A 14,304-nucleotide genomic window follows, 5' to 3' on the forward strand; every position below is an offset into this window, starting at 1 on the left:
GACAGCTCATGTTCAGAGGTGTTCGCCGCGGTGCCGCGTGGGTGGTGCTGCTGTCGCTGACCGCGTCCCTGGCGGCGTGCGGGTCCGGGTCCGACGCGGGTGGCGACCTGACGACGGAGAAGGTCACGCTGCGCTTCACCTGGTGGGGTGCCGACGACCGGCACAAGCGGACCCAGCAGGTCATCGAGATGTTCCAGAAGAAGCACCCGAACATCACCGTCAAAGGCGAGTTCAAGGAGTGGAACGGCTACTGGGACAGCCTCGCCACCACCATGGCGGCCAACGACGCGCCGGACATCATGCAGATGGACGAGCTCTACATCGCCTCCTACGCCGAGCGCGGGGCGTTGTTCGACCTGAACGAGGCCAAGAAACACCTCGACACCGCCGACTTCGACCAGAAGGCGCTCGCCACCGGTGCGATCGCGGGCAAGCAGTACGGGTTGCCGGTCGGCCTGGGCATGTACTCGATCATGGTCAACCTCGACCTGCTGGCGAAGTACGACATTCCCGTGCCCGACGACACCAAGTGGTCGTGGGACGACCTCAAGAAGATCGGCGAGCAGGTCTCGAAGGCCGGTGGCGGCTCGGTGTTCGGCGTCCAGTCGCCCGGCATCAACGACGCGGCCGGGTTGAGCATCCGGGCCCGGCAGCAGGGCAAGGCGATGTTCGACGCGGACGCCAAGGTCGTGCTGCCCCAGGAGATCGCGCGCGACTACTGGCAGTACATCCTCGACCTGGCCAAGTCCGGAATCGCGGCGCCACCGTCGGTGACCGTCGAGAAGGCCTCCGCCGGGCTGAACCAGTCCGCCACCGCGACCGGCACCGCGGCGTTCGGCCTGTGGTGGAACACCCAGCTGACCGCGCTGACCGCCGCCAGCGGCGCCAAGCTGAAGCTGCTGCGGCTGCCCGGCGAGACCCAGGGCACCGCACCCGGCGCCTACTACAAGCCGTCGATGTTCTGGTCGGTGTCCTCGCGGTCGAAGTACCCGGCCGAGGCCGCCGCGTTCGTGAGCTTCCTCGCCAACGACGAGGAGGCCGCGAAGATCCTGCTGACCGAACGCGGCGTGCCCGCCAACCAGAAGATCCGCGAGGCGATCGCGGGGCAGCTCAAGGAGACCGACAAGGCCGCCAAGGAGTACCTCGACACCGTCCCGGTCAGCGACCCGCCCAGGATCACGCCGAACGGTGCCAGCACCCTCGACACCATCCTCAAGCGGCACACCGAGGACGTGCTGTTCGGCCGGACCACTCCTGACGCGGCCGCGGCGTCGTTCATCAAGGAAGTGCAGTCCGAAGTGGACGCGGCGAAGTGAGGCGCGCCGCCGTCATCGGCACGGGTGCGATCGCGGCCGCCCACGCCGAAGCGGTGCGGGCGGCGGGAGGACGGATCGAGCTGGTCGCGGTGGTGGACGTGGACGCCGGTCGTGCGACGGCGTTCGCCGAGGAGTGGGGTGTGCCGCACACACACCCCACTCCGGCCGCGTTGCTCGACGCGGAGGACCTGGACCTGGTGCACATCTGCACACCGCCGCGCTCCCACGTGCCGCTCGCGCTGGAATGCCTGGCCGCGAACGTGAACGTGCTGGTGGAGAAGCCGCCGGCGTTGTCGCTGAGCGAGATCGACATGCTGATCGCGGCCGAGCGCGGGTCGACCGGCCGGGTCGCGACGGTGTTCCAGCACCGCTTCGGGCCCGCCGCGATCCGGTTGCGGCGGCTGGTCTCCGAGGGGGTGCTCGGCCGGTCGTTCGTCGCCAAGTGCGACACCCTCTGGTATCGCGGTGACGCCTACTTCGACGTGCCGTGGCGCGGGACGTGGGAGAGCGAGGGCGGCGGGCCGACGATGGGGCACGGCATCCACCAGTTCGACCTGTTGCTGTCGGTTCTGGGGCCGTGGCAGGAGATCCGGGCGGTGGCGGTCCGGCAGGCGCGGAACGTGCAGACCGAGGACGTCTCGCTGGCGCTGGTGACCTTCGCCGACGGCACGGTCGCCTCGGTGATCAACTCCCTGCTGTCGCCCCGGGAGACCTCGCAGCTGAGGTTCGACTTCGAGCGCGCCACGATCGAGGTCGAGCACCTCTACGGCTACACCGACGCGCATTGGACCATCACCCCCGCGCCAGGCCACGACGAGGTCGTCGGTGCCTGGCGCGGCGAGCAGCCACTGGTCGTGAGTGGCCACCGAGGTCAGCTGGCGGCGTTGCTGGACGCGCTCGACAGCGGCGAGACGCCTCCGGTGACCCTCGCGGACGCCAGGAACACGATGGAGTTCATCGCGGCGCTCTACGCCTCCGCGTTCACCGGTGCCGTCGTGAAGGCCGGCGAGATCGGTCCGGACAGCCCGTTCTACGCGACGATGGAAGGAGTCGGTGCCCCGTGGGCGGATCCCCGGTGATCACCCGGCAGGACGACGAGGTGCTCGCCGTGTCGGTGGGCGACGTCGAGCTCTTCTCCTACGTGCACCGGCCGTCGACGCCGGCGTTCGAGGGCCCGAAGCCGTACCTGCATCCCGTGCGCACGCTGGCCGGTGACGTGGTGACGGCGTTCCGGCCGCACGACCACCGCTGGCACAAGGGCGTGCAGATGACCGCGACCGACGTGTCGGGGGAGAACTTCTGGGGTGGCGTGACGTACGTGCGCGACCAGGGGTACGTGGTGCTGCCGAACGTCGGGACCATGCGGCACGAGGAGTTCGAGGTCGACGGGGCCCGGATCGACGAGCGGCTGTCCTGGTTCACCGAGGCGGGAGAGCGCTGGGTCGGGGAGACGCGCTCGTTCTCGGTGCGCGACGTCGAGGACGACTCGTGGACGCTGGAGTTCGCCACGACGCTGACGAACCTCCGCCTGGAGCCGTTGGTCTTCGGCAGCCCGACCACCAACGGCCGTGAACTGGCCGGCTACACCGGTTTCTTCTGGCGCGGCCCGCGGTCGTTCACCGACGGCACGGTCATCGCGGCGGACGGGGGAGCGGGGCAGGAGATGATGGGCGAGGCCGCGCGGTGGCTCGCGTTCGTCGGCCGCCACGACGAGGTGGACCGTTCGTCGACGCTGCTGTTCCTGGACCACCCGGACAACAAGGGCACACACTGGTTCGTGCGCAGCACACCGTTCGCCGCGGTCAACCCGTCGTTCGCCTTCCACGACACGGTCGAGTTGGCTCCGGGCGACGCGCTGAACCTGCGCTACCGGCTCGTCGTGGCCAACGGCGAGTGGGACCGGGCACGACTGGAATCCCATGTGGAGGAACATCCGTGGTGACGCCGTTTCCTGGTGGGGTCGGGATCTCCGGGCTGAGGGTGTACGACTGGCCGGCGGTGGACGGGGTCTGCGGCGGCTCGCCGCACGTTCACCTGGCCTGTTCGGAGTGCTACTACGTGATCGGCGGGCGGGGCAGCGTCCAGACCCTGACTCGGCGCGGGTTCGCCGAGACGCCGTTGAGCGAGGGCACCGTCGCCTGGTTCACGCCCGGCACGATCCATCGCCTGGTCAACGAGGACAACTTGCGGATCCTCGTCGTGATGCAGAACAGCGGCCTGCCTGAGGCCGGGGACGCGGTGTTCACGTTCCCCGCCTCAGTGCTGGCCGATGTGGAGAACTACCCCGCGCACGCCCAGGCCGGTGACGAGGAGTCGGCCAGGCGGCGCAAGGACCTTGCCGTCGAAGGGTTCCAGGAGTTGCGGCGACGCGTCGAGGCGGGCGAGGACTCCGCGCTCGACGACTTCTACCGCTCCGCGGTGCGGCTGAAGCAGGACGTTCTGGACGCCTGGGAGAAGCGGTGGCGGGCCGGGGCACTGGCATCGGCCGAACGCACCGGTGAGCAGCTGAACCGGTTGCGCGACGGTGACATCGGCCACCTCGCCGAGGCGGACCTCCACGTGATGCGCGCGGAAGGGCCGCAGCGGTTCGGCATGTGCGGCCGGCTCGACGTCCACGACCCGGCGGACGGCACCTCGCCGCACGACTGACCTCGTCGAGTCGAATCGTCCGTCGAATCGACAGAACCGTTGTGCGGCAACAAGTCCTTGCTGGACAGTGAGGCGATGAGAATCGCAGCAGGCGCACTCGTCGTCGTCCTCACAGCGGCTTCCACGACTCCCGCGAACGCGGCGGCGTGGGAAGAGGTGATCGGGACGGGCTCCTTCGGCGGCTACGGCGCGCTGGAGTCGGAATGGAACTACCGCTACCCGTGGGGTTCCGACCACAACGGCACGGCCAGGATGTACGCGAGTTCCAGCGACCACAACCACGTGTCGCTGTCCGGCGGCGTGCTGACGGTCAAGGCGACGCGCATCTCCTGGGACGAGGGCAACAGCGGGGCCGATCCACATCTGCCCATCCGCTACCACTCCGGCGCGATCCACGCGAAGGAACACGTGGTGGTGAACGACCAGTTCCCGAACTGGGAGGTGAAGGGCGACTTCCAGGCGCCGTCGACCCGCGGCACCTGGCCCGCGTTCTGGCTGACCGGGGTCAACAGCTGGCCGCCCGAGAGCGACGTCTTGGAGTTCAAGGGGGACAACCGGAACTGGTTCAACACCTTCCGGACGTCCAGTGACGTGTCGAGCTCGATCGTCGGGGTGTCCTCGCCGGGCTCGTGGCACACCTACCGGGCCTGGGTGACCAAGGTGAACAGCACCGACGTCGACATCCACTACTACCTCGACGGCAAGTGGATCGCCCAGCACACCGCGAGGAACTTCGTCGGCAAGCCGCTCTGGGTGATCATCAACCTGCAGATGGAGGGCTCGTCCGGCAGCCCCGGCCCGACCGCGGAGACCGTCTACCGGGCCCGCAACGTCTACATCGGACGCACGCGGGCGTGAAAGCGAGGTGGCCCCGGAGAGCGCCGGGGCCACCTCCTCGGGTTGGTGGTCAGTCGGTGGGGCCGGTCCAGCCGGCGGAGATGTGGGCGATGCGGACGCGTTGCGGGTGGTCGCCGACGGGTACGGAGACGACCTTCTGGCCGGTGCCGAAGTCGATCGCGGTGACCTGGTCGGCGCCGCTCTCGGAGATGACGCACTGGCGGCCGTCGCCGCTGACGGTGGCCCAGTAGGGCTTGGAGGCGGTGACGAGCGGGCCTTCCCGCAGGGTGGCGCGGTCGACGACGGTGGCGTAGTCGTCCATGGTTCCGGCGACGCACAGCTTGCTGCCGTCCGGGCTCATGGAGAGGCCGTGGTGGCGTGAGTCGTTGACGAAGGTGGTGCGGTCGTCGCTGGTGTTCGGGTTCTTCGGCAGGGTCTTCACCTGGGTGATCCTGTCGGTGGCGACGTCGTACTCGATGAAGCCGTTGAAGTACGACACCTGGAAGTACAGCTTGGAGAAGTCAGGGCTGAACGTCGCGGGCCGCACGGCGTTGGACAGGTCCTTGCGGCCGAAGGCGTCCAGCTTGCCGCGCATGTCGATGGTGCGGACGATCTGGTAGGTGGCGGCGTCGACGACGGTGATGTGCCGGTCGCCCTTCAGGAAGTCCTGCCACGGGGCGTCGAAGTCGTTGTTGACCTCGCCGATCGACATGTTCCAGAGGTACCTGCCGCCGTTGGTGAAGACGTTCTCGTGCGGCTTGTCACCGGTCTTGAAGGAACCGAGCTGCCGGCCGGTGTTGATGTCCAGCACGTGCACGGTGTTGGACGTCGACGCCGAGACCGCGATCCTGGTGCCGTCCGGGGAGACGGACATGTGATCGGCGCGGAAGCCCGACACGGGGAACCGCCACTTGACGTTCCCGGTGGCCAGGTCGAGGGAGACGACGTCGGCGAAGCTGGGTCGTGAGACGACCATGGCCGTGCCGTCGGGGGTGGAGTACATGTCGTCGACGAACTGGTCGTGCCCCTCGCCCGGGCCCGAGCGGATACCGAGGAAGAAGGCCAGCTTGATCGGGTTGAGGTAGATCTCGGTGAGTCGCTGGTCCTTGTCGGGGATGACGTTGATCCGGCCGATCTTGGCGAAGTCGCCGGTGGACCTGATCACGTCGGCGGTGCCGTCCCAGTTGTTGCCGACGAACATCACTTCACGCAGCGGCGCCGCGGAGGCGGCCGGAGTGGTGACGCAGGCGGCGAGCACTGCCGCCGCGGCGACGGCGTGGACGAGGCGGCGGCGTGTCAGAGCGTTTCCGGAAGGTTTCCGCGCAGGGTTGGACGAAGCGTGCATCGTTGCATCTCCGAATGATGTGGGCGCCGGCAAGGGGAGGGCGCATACCGCAGGGAGATCTGAACTCGGCCAAGTTCAGATTTTACCTACTGGATAGTAGGGTGGCGTGATCCCGGCCACAAGAGCCAGTGGAGGCAACCACCGCACGCATCCGTTGGAGGCACCGTGGCAGGCAGGATCACCCCGGCGGAGGGCCGCTACGGAGGCAAGGACGCGGCTGAGCGCCGGGACGGGCGGCGCAGGCGGTTCCGGGAAGCGGGTCTGGAGACGTTCGGCACCGGACCGGGTTTCCGAGGGACTCGCCTGGGCGATCTGTGCAAGGCCGCCGGTCTGTCGAGCCGCCAGTTCTACGAGGAGTACCGCGCCCTGGAAGACCTGCTGGCCGACCTGCACCTCCACGTCAACGACGTGGCGGGGAAGGCCGTCGCCGAGGTGCTGCCCGGCTCCGGGCACCTGAGACTGCCGGAGCTGCTGCCCCGCTTGGTGCACGCCTACGTGAAGGGTGCCTGCGCCGACCCGCGGCACGCCCGCATCGCCTACGTCGAGGTCGTCGGAGTCAGCCCCCGCATGGACCGTCAGCGCCTCGAACGCCGCGCCATCTGGGTCGAGATGATCAACCGGCTGGCCGCGGACGCCGCCGCACGGGGCGAGATACCTCCTGGCGACTACCGCATCACCGCCGCGGCCATCATCGGCGCCGTCAACGGACTCATGCACGACTGGGTCGTCGGGTGGGTCGATGCGACGCTGGACGAGGTCGCGGACGAGCTGGCCCAGATGGTGCTCGGCAGGTACCAGATCGCCGAGTGAGCAGAACGTCCACATCGGACGCACGCGGGCGTGAAAAGCGAGGTGGCCCCGGAGAGCGCCGGGGCCACCTCCACCGGTCAGGCCCCCGCCGGAAGGCCCGACCAGGCCTCTTGCGACGTCAGCGGTCGCATCGTGATCGTGTACTCGTAGGTGCTGTCAGGACGGACCTGGTTGCGCGGCCGCACCGGGTTCGGCGTGTCACCGACACCGGTCACGGCGTGGTCGGCGTGCAGCGTGAAGTACCCCTTGTTGCGCTGCAACAGGAACGGGTACGCGGCGCGCTCGATGTCGTCGTACTGCGTCACACTGACCTCGGAAGCGCCCGACACCAGCAGACCGGACGTGCGGCCGTCGGTGAGCAGTGCCCACCGGGTGTCGGTGTGGTTGCCGTGGTCCTGCGGACGGTGGTACTCGACGTACTGGTCGGCCACCGAACTGGAGTGCACCCCGATCGGCGTGCCGTCCTTGCGGTCGACGTAGCTCTCCGCTTTCCTGCCGTACCAGGAGAACTCGGAGTAGCGGTCGGGCACGGACAGCTGGACACCGATGCGCGGCAGGTACGGCAGGGTCCGCATCGAGCCCTGCGGCGTCACCCGGTGCCCGAGCCGCAGCACACCGGCCGAGTCCACCGAGTAGACCATCGTCTGGTCGAACCACGCCCCGCTGACTCCGGGCGCGGCCACCCTGCTGTCGACGATGATCCTGGTGGCCTTGTGGCCGTCCTTCTCCACCCGCACACCGGACACGGTGGTCTCCAGGCGGTCCAGGCCGGCCTTGCGCCAGTCCTCACCCTCGGCGCGGCCCCAGGTGTAGGTCTCGTTGCTGATCGGCGCACGCCACGCGTCGAGCTTCGGGCCACTGGCGAGCAGTTCGCGGCCCCACGACTTCATGGACGTCAGCGCACCGGACTTCTTGTCGACGGTGTAGGCGGCACCCGCCGCCGTGGCGGTGACCTTCTGGGCGTCCTCGTGGGTGAACACGACGGCCCAGTCGAGCGGCGCCCTGTCCAGACCGGGAACGCGGCTGCCGCCCAGCGAGAACTGGTCGTGCGCGAGCACGTGCCCGGCCGGCAGCAGCGGCGCCGCGGCCGACGTGACCGTCTCGACGGTCAGGAACCGTTCCCGATCCGCGCCGTTGACCGGGACCGGCAGCGAGATCGCCGCAGTCGAGGCGGCGGCGACGCGCAACGGCTGTTCGCCGCTCTTGACCACCCGTGAGCCTTCGGTGACCCGCCAGCGCAGGGTGAGGTCGTCGGTGCCGGTGAACTGCCGCTCGTTGGTCACCGACAGCACGCCGCCGGAGTAGCCGAACCGGATCGGCTGGTGTGCCCACGCCATCTGCGTGGTCTCCGGCTGCGGCTTGCGGTCCGTGCCGATCAGACCGTCCACACCGGACAACGTCGACCCGTACGCGAAGTGCGTGCCGCGTTCCCGCACGCTGTCGAAGTCGAGCGCCAGCACGGCGCCACCGGCAGGAGCGGAGGAGGTACCGAGTTCGGTGGCCGGCAACGCCCGGTCGTAGACGCGCACGTCGTCGACCTCGCCACGGGACATCCAGCCGACGGTCGACGGGTCGTTCCACGACATCTCGAAGTCGCGGCCGATGTTCACGTCCGCCGCCGAGTAGTCGATCGCGCCGGTGAACGGCAGGGTGCCCACCTCGGCGCCGTCGATGTACAACCGCAGCGCGGTGCCGTCGTACGTGCCGCTGACGCGGTGCCACTTGCCGTAGAAGTCGGCCGGTACCTTCGCCTGCACGGCACGCCACGTGCCGCTGTGGACGAAGAACTCGAGCGTGGTCTCGTTCTTCATCTTGAGCGTCCACTGGTGGTCGCCCTTGGCGATGATGGGGAACTGGCCGGTCCACTTGCCGGGCTTGACCCACGCGTCCAGTGTCAGCGCGGTGCCGGTGATGTCGAGCCTGCGGTCGCGGTAGACCTCGACGAAGTCGTCGAGTCCGGACAGCGACAGGGCTTTGCCGCGGTGACCGTCGACGAGCTTCGGTGCGCCCGACAACAGCGCGGTGATGTCGTTGCCCGAGCTGTCCGGCGCGATGCGGGTCTTCTGCCTGATGTTCTGCTCGGCCCAGTCCCAGATGAAGCCGCCCTGGGTCTGCGGGTTGGCCCGGATGATGTCCCAGAACTCCCGGAAGTTGCCGAGACTGTTGCCCATCGCGTGGGCGTACTCGCCGAAGATCAGCGGCTTGGTCGTGCTCTTCGCCTGCTCGGCGAACCTCTCCGGCGACGGGTAGCGCGGCCCCCACACGTCGGCGAACGGTGCGTCGCCGTCGGGGTTGTTGGACTGGTGGTAGATCGGCCGCGACGGGTCGTTGGCCTTGAGCCACTTCGCCATCTCGTAGTGGTGCGCGCCGAGCCCAGCCTCGTTGCCGGTGTCCCACAGGAAGACGCTCGGGTGGTTCTTGTCGCGTTCGACCATGGCGATCAGCCGGTCCAGGAACGTCTCGCGCCACTCCGGCTGGTTCGCCTGGCACCACCGGGCGCAGTTCTCGTGGTTGTGGGTCTCGATGTCGACCTCGTCATCGATCCAGATGCCGTGCCGGTCGGCGAGGTCGTAGAAGTACGGGTCGCTCGGGTAGTGCGAGGTGCGCACGGCGTTGACGTTGAGCTGCTCCATCAGCGCCACGTCGCGTTCCTGCGCCGCACGCGGGACGTGCCGGCCGTGGTCCGGGTCGGTCTCCGCGCGGTTGACGCCCTTGAACAGCACGCGCTTGCCGTTGACCAGCAAGGTCCGGTCCCGGATCTCGATCTCGCGGAAACCGGTTGTGTCACTGGTGATGTGCGTGACCTTGCCGTCCGGTGCGGTCAGCGTCAGCACGACGGTGTAGAGGTTCGGCGTCTCGTCGGTCCACTTCGCCGGGTTGCGGACGGGCAACGTGAGGCGTGCGGTGCTGCCGTCTGTCTGCTGGCTCGCCGAACCGACTTCGGCTCCGCGAGAGTCACGCAGGCTGGCGGTGACGCGGTGCGTGCCGGTCGTTCCGCCGGGTTTGTGGCCGAGTTCGACGTCCGCGGTGAGGGTCGCGTCGGTGTAGGTGGCGTCGAGGTCGGTCCTGAGGGTGACGTCCTGGATGAACGTGGCGGGTGTCGAGTACAGCGACACCGAGCGGAACATGCCGGAGTACCGCCACTGGTCGTAGTCCTCGAGGTAGGAACCGGCGCTCCAGCGGTGCACCTGGACGGCGATCTTGTTGCGGCCCGGTCGCAGCGCGGAGGAGATGTCGAACTCGGCCGGGGTGTAGCCACCCTGGTCGTAGCCGATGTATTTGCCGTTGACCCACACGAAGTAGCCGGACGTCACGCCCTCGAAGCGCACGAACGTGGCGCGCTTCGTCCAGTCGGCGGGCACGTCGAAGTCACGGACGTACGCACCGGTCGGGTTCACGTCGCGGGGCACGCGGGGCGGGTCGTCCGGCTGCACCTCGGTGGCGATGTTGCGGAAGATCGGGTGGTCCAGGCCGTCGGTCTGCCAGGTGTGCGGCACGGTCACCGCGCGCCAGCCCGAGGTGTCGTAGTCGTCGGCGTAGAACCGCGCGGGAACGTCGGCGGGCCTGTCCGCCATGGAGATCCGCCACTGGCCGTCCAGCGACCGCGTGAACGGGGTGCGCTCGTCGCGGCGTGCGGCCGCGGCGACATCCGCCTGGGGGAGCAGCAACGCGTGGTGCGGCTCCTGTCCCTCGGCGATCCTGCTCGGATCCTCGAGGTAGGTGTGCACGTCCGGAGGTGGATCCGCGGCGGAGGCGATCGGTGTCATCGAACCCGCCGCAACCAGGAGGACCGTGGCAAGAACAATCGCACGCCGCACGCTGAACCTCCATGTTCAGACAGAACTGAACACAAGTGAACAGTTGGGCCGGAAGGGCGACAAGGGGCCACGAGGTCCGTGCCGTTCACATGCCACCGCTGTTATCGAACAGGTCGACGCTTGCGTTCGATTTTGTTCGACTTCACGCTCCGGGGGACAAGCCGAACCGCGACGAGCCGGGGGAACCGTGAAGAGGACAGCTCTGAGCCTGGTGGCCGCGGTGCTGCTGGCATCACCGGGAACCGCGATGGCGGCGCCGGCGGTCAGCCTCGTGAGCGACACGTTGCTCGATCCGTCCGCACTGTACTTCGTGTCCTACGACGGAGTGGTGAACAACAACTCGTTCCAGCAGGACGCGATCCTGACCTATCAGGGACGTCAGTACGCCACCTGGTACACCGCGAGCCGCGAGGCCGTGATCGCGCGGCGGACCGTGGGCGGTGCGCAGTGGGAGACCGTGGTCCTGCCGCACCGGCTCAGCGTCGACGACTCGCACAACGTGATCTCGCTGGGAATCTCCCCGCAGGACAACGCGATCCACGTCGCGATGGACACCCACAACACGCGCTTGTTCTACTTCCGTTCGCAGCCAGGCCTCGCGACCGGCGCTCAGTCGTGGAACGCCGCCGCGTTCGGTCCGGAGCAGCGCACGCTCGGCGGTGTCGAGCTCGGGGCCATGACCTACCCGCAGTTCGTGGTGACGCCCGAGGGCAGGCTGCAGTTCAGCTACCGCACCGGTGGTTCCGGCAACGGTGTCAACGAGCTCGCCGAGTACTCCGGCGGCACGTGGCGCAAGCTCGGCGGCTGGTCGTCCGCCACCGGTTCGTACACCGGCCCGAACGGCGTGGTGTCCACCACCCGCAACATGTACCTGCATGGCCTGACGTATGACCGAAGTGGACGGTTGCACGCCGCTTTCACCTGGCGTGAAGGCAATGCAGGTGTGCTGTGCAACGCGGGCGGGCTGACCAACCACGACACCGGCTACGTCTACAGCGACGACCGCGGCCGGACGTGGCGCAACGGCGCCGGAACCGCGGTGGGCACCACCGGTGGCACGCCGGTGAACGTCGGCTCACCAGGACTGGTGGCCGATCCGCTCGACCCGAACCACGGCCTGATGAACCAGGAGAGTCAGGCCGTGGACTCCCAGGGCCGGCCGCACGTGGTGATCAGCTACGTTCCCGGCCGGTTCACCCAGTGCGTGTCGAACTACGCGCAGCAGCGCACGCAGTACGGCCGCACCTTCCACGTGTTCCGCGGAGCGGACGGCAGCTGGACCAAGATGGAGGTTCCGATCCCGCCGAACCACAGCCAGCGCACGAAGATCGTGTTCGACCGGGACGACAACGCGTACCTCGTGCTGCCGCGCGGGAAGATCGTGGCGGCGAGCAGGGCCAGCGGCTGGACGGACTGGACGACGTTGTTCGACCGTCCGTCGCTGCGGGCGTTCGGCGAGGTGAACGTGGACGCGTCCCGTGTCGCCTCCCAGGGGATCCTGTCGGTGCAGTACCAGCAGATCTCCAGCGGCACCACGCCGTCGGCGATCCGCGTCGCCGACTTCCGGCTGGGAGCCTGACCCCGGCGTTGTCGGTGGCGTCGAATCCAGGTCGAAGAAATCGCCCTCCGCGCATTCGATTTTTCGACGCTACCGTTCTTTCTGGTGAAACGTTTCAATTCTGCGGATCACTTCTGGGAGAACGAGTTCCGGTGTCAGGAGGGTGATCGACGATGAGACGGACAACGATGTCCGCGCTGCTCGCGGCGGTACTCGTCGCGAGCGGTGTTCCCGCGCTCGCGACCGAACCGGCGAGTGCCGACCGCGGACTGGTCAGCATCAGATCGGTGCGCGGTGACGGCAACTTCGTGTCGTGGCGGCTGCTCGGTTCCGACGCCGCCGATGTGGCGTTCAACGTCTACCGCGACGGGGTGAAGGTCACCCGCGCGCCGGTGACGACGGCGACGAGCTATCTCGACGCGGGTGCGCCCGCGACCGCGTCCTACTCGGTGCGTCAGGTGAGCGGAGGCGTGGAATCGGCGGCGGCCACGCGGTCCGTCGGCACCCTGGCGACGAGCAGGGACGTTCCCATCCAGAGCCCGGGATCCGGTTACGTGGCGAACGACGCGTCGGTCGGAGACCTGGACGGCGACGGCGAGTACGAGATCGTCCTGAAGTGGGATCCCGCTGACGCCAAGGACAACTCGCAGGCGGGCCGCACGGGCAACGTGTACCTGGACGCGTACAAGCTCAGCGGTGCCAGGCTCTGGCGCGTCGACCTCGGCCGCAACATCCGGGCGGGCGCGCACTACACGCAGTTCCAGGTCTTCGACTACGACGGTGACGGCAGGGCCGAGATCGCCGTGAAGACCGCGGACGGCACGCGGTCCGGCACGGGACAGGTGATCGGCAACGCGAGCGCCGACCACCGCAACAGCGACGGCTACGTCCTGACCGGGCCGGAGTTCCTCTCGGTGTTCCGCGGCACGGACGGCGCGGTGCTCGACACCGAGAACTACGTGCCACCACGCGGAACCGTCTCGTCGTGGGGTGACAGCTACGGCAACCGGGTCGACCGCTTCCTGGCCGCCACCGCGTACCTGGACGGCTCGCGCCCGAGCATCGTGATGGCCCGCGGGTACTACACCCGCAGCGTGATCTCGGCGTGGGACTTCCGCGGCGGTCAGCTGACCCAGCGCTGGACGTTCGACTCGGCGTCCCAGTCGAACCGCTCGGCCTGGGAGGGCAAGGGAAACCACAACCTCTCGATCGCCGACGTGGACGCCGACGGCCGTGACGAGGTCGTCTATGGCTCGATGGCCATCGACGACAACGGCCGCGGCCTGTGGCAGAACAGCACCCACCACGGCGACGCCCTGCACGTCGGCGACTTCATCCCGTCCAGGCCGGGACTGGAGGTCTTCAAGCCGTCGGAGTGGACGACCGAGGTCTCGCACTGGATGGGCGACGCGCGCACGGGTCAGATCATCTGGAGCGCGCCGTCGTGCGGCTGCGACAACGGCCGCGGGGTCGCCGCGGACATCTGGGCCGGCAACCCCGGCGCGGAGGCGTGGTCGGCGTCCGTGGGAGGTCTGCGCAGTGCCACCACGGGAGCCCAGGTCGCCGCGCGGAAGCCGGGTTCGATCAACTTCGTGATCTGGTGGGACGGTGACGCGCAGCGCGAGTTGCTCAACGGCACCACGATCGACAAGTACGGCCCCAACGGCGACACGCGGCTGCTCACCGGTTCGGGCGTGGCCTCCAACAACGGCACCAAGTCCACACCGGCGTTGCAGGCGGACATCCTCGGCGACTGGCGCGAGGAGGTCATCTGGCGGACCTCGGACAGCAGCGCGTTGCGGATCTACTCGACGACCGAGCCGACGACGATCCGGCGGGCGTCGCTGATGGAGGACCGGCAGTACCGGGAGGCGGTGGCGTGGCAGAACACCGCCTACAACCAGCCGCCGCACCCGAGTTTCGCCTCGCCCTGATGTGCGTTGCCGAATCCGCGAACAGGTCGCCGTTCGC

Annotated in this window: 10 protein-coding genes; 8 read left to right on the forward strand and 2 right to left on the reverse strand. The window is 68.5% G+C overall.

Annotated elements, in window-relative coordinates:
- Positions 1-8: 8 nt before the first annotated feature.
- The 5 genes from ACH413_RS20650 (at position 9) to ACH413_RS20670 (ending at position 4,823) form a co-directional block, all read left to right on the forward strand.
- Complete coding sequence (locus tag ACH413_RS20650; RefSeq protein WP_360035688.1) at positions 9-1,316, forward strand: ABC transporter substrate-binding protein; 1,308 nt, start codon at positions 9-11, stop codon at positions 1,314-1,316.
- Entirely contained in the window at positions 1,313-2,395 is a 1,083-nt protein-coding gene (locus ACH413_RS20655) for a Gfo/Idh/MocA family oxidoreductase (protein ID WP_360035685.1), read from the forward strand. Before ACH413_RS20650 ends, ACH413_RS20655 begins: the two co-directional genes overlap by 4 nt.
- A complete protein-coding gene (locus tag ACH413_RS20660; RefSeq protein WP_360035682.1) occupies positions 2,377-3,258 on the forward strand; it encodes a PmoA family protein in 882 nt (293 codons plus the stop codon). The genes ACH413_RS20655 and ACH413_RS20660 overlap by 19 nt, the downstream gene beginning before the upstream one ends.
- Positions 3,252-3,965, forward strand: coding sequence for a cupin domain-containing protein (locus tag ACH413_RS20665; protein ID WP_360035679.1), 714 nt, complete (start codon positions 3,252-3,254; stop codon positions 3,963-3,965). The genes ACH413_RS20660 and ACH413_RS20665 overlap by 7 nt, the downstream gene beginning before the upstream one ends.
- 75 nt (positions 3,966-4,040) lie before the next feature.
- Positions 4,041-4,823 carry a family 16 glycosylhydrolase gene (locus ACH413_RS20670; RefSeq protein WP_360035676.1) on the forward strand — a complete coding sequence of 261 codons (783 nt, stop codon included), beginning with the start codon at positions 4,041-4,043 and terminating at the stop codon, positions 4,821-4,823.
- 49 nt (positions 4,824-4,872) lie between these two features.
- On the opposite strand, the gene ACH413_RS20675 is transcribed toward ACH413_RS20670, so the two are convergent.
- A complete protein-coding gene (locus tag ACH413_RS20675) occupies positions 4,873-6,147 on the reverse strand; it encodes a YncE family protein (protein ID WP_360035673.1) in 1,275 nt (424 codons plus the stop codon).
- 165 nt (positions 6,148-6,312) lie between these two features.
- On the opposite strand from ACH413_RS20675, the gene ACH413_RS20680 reads away from it, so the two are divergent.
- A complete protein-coding gene (locus tag ACH413_RS20680; RefSeq protein WP_360035670.1) occupies positions 6,313-6,957 on the forward strand; it encodes a TetR/AcrR family transcriptional regulator in 645 nt (214 codons plus the stop codon).
- A gap of 77 nt (positions 6,958-7,034) precedes the next feature.
- Here ACH413_RS20680 and ACH413_RS20685 read toward each other — a convergent pair whose 3' ends face one another.
- Complete coding sequence (locus ACH413_RS20685; protein WP_360035667.1) at positions 7,035-10,724, reverse strand: glycoside hydrolase family 2 TIM barrel-domain containing protein; 3,690 nt, start codon at positions 10,722-10,724, stop codon at positions 7,035-7,037.
- Positions 10,725-10,962: 238 nt separating this feature from the next.
- On the opposite strand from ACH413_RS20685, the gene ACH413_RS20690 reads away from it, so the two are divergent.
- Both ACH413_RS20690 and ACH413_RS20695 read left to right on the forward strand, forming a co-directional pair.
- Positions 10,963-12,354: a BNR repeat-containing protein gene (locus ACH413_RS20690; RefSeq protein ID WP_360035664.1), complete on the forward strand. Its 1,392-nt coding sequence runs from the start codon at positions 10,963-10,965 to the stop codon at positions 12,352-12,354.
- Positions 12,355-12,506: 152 nt separating this feature from the next.
- Positions 12,507-14,267 carry a rhamnogalacturonan lyase gene (locus ACH413_RS20695; RefSeq protein WP_360035661.1) on the forward strand — a complete coding sequence of 587 codons (1,761 nt, stop codon included), beginning with the start codon at positions 12,507-12,509 and terminating at the stop codon, positions 14,265-14,267.
- Positions 14,268-14,304: the final 37 nt, after the last annotated feature.

It is taken from the genome of Lentzea sp. NPDC020367 (assembly GCF_044387305.1).
Lineage (GTDB): Bacteria > Actinomycetota > Actinomycetes > Mycobacteriales > Pseudonocardiaceae > Lentzea.

Excerpts from the sequence above, each read along its gene's own strand:
- ACH413_RS20650 (WP_360035688.1), top strand. The coding sequence starts at position 9 with ATGTTCAGAGGTGTTCGCCGCGGTGCCGCGTGGGTGGTGCTGCTGTCG.
- ACH413_RS20670 (WP_360035676.1), top strand. The coding sequence starts at position 4,041 with ATGAGAATCGCAGCAGGCGCACTCGTCGTCGTCCTCACAGCGGCTTCC.
- ACH413_RS20675 (WP_360035673.1), bottom strand. The coding sequence starts at position 6,147 with ATGCACGCTTCGTCCAACCCTGCGCGGAAACCTTCCGGAAACGCTCTG.
- ACH413_RS20685 (WP_360035667.1), bottom strand. The coding sequence starts at position 10,724 with ATGACACCGATCGCCTCCGCCGCGGATCCACCTCCGGACGTGCACACC.
- ACH413_RS20695 (WP_360035661.1), top strand. The coding sequence starts at position 12,507 with ATGAGACGGACAACGATGTCCGCGCTGCTCGCGGCGGTACTCGTCGCG.